Origin of the sequence: Pantoea sp. B9002, from assembly GCF_013385945.1 — a bacterium.
Classification (GTDB): Bacteria; Pseudomonadota; Gammaproteobacteria; order Enterobacterales; family Enterobacteriaceae; genus Pantoea.
In genome coordinates this window covers 1-441 of the sequence record NZ_JACAPA010000165.1, presented here as the reverse complement: position 1 = coordinate 441, position 441 = coordinate 1, and the positions used below count along the sequence as shown (strand labels likewise).

Here is a 441-nt window from a genome sequence, read left to right as displayed (position 1 = left end):
ACGATCTCGCCCCTGCGCACGGCTTGCAGTGCGTCGTCCAGGGACAGTTCCAGTACCTCCAGGTCCTCGCCTTCGGCCTCCAGGCCGCCACCGTGGCTGACCTTGCTGGCGCCATCGTATTCGCCGAGGAAGAAATGCAGCTTCTCGGTCACTGAGCCGGGGCTCATGAAGGCCTCGAAGATCTTCTGTACGTTCTGTACTCGGTAGCCGGTTTCTTCCTCGGCTTCGGCGCGGATGCGGTCCTCGGGCGAGGCGTTTTCCAGCAGACCGGCGGCGGCTTCCACCAGCATGCCGTCGTGGCCGTTGACGAATACCGGGAAACGGAGCTGCCGGGTCAGCACCACGGTCTGTTTTTCCCGGTTGAACAGCAGGATGGTCGCGCCATTGCCCCGGTCGTAGGTCTCGCGGCTCTGCCGTTGCCAGGTGCCGTCGCTGCGCAGG

Annotated in this window: 1 protein-coding gene; it reads right to left on the bottom strand. The window is 64.6% G+C overall.

What is annotated here, in order from left to right; translation table 11 throughout:
• The coding region (locus tag HX773_RS25670; RefSeq protein ID WP_176973834.1) for an NUDIX domain-containing protein at positions 1-441 on the bottom strand (441 nt) is incomplete at both ends.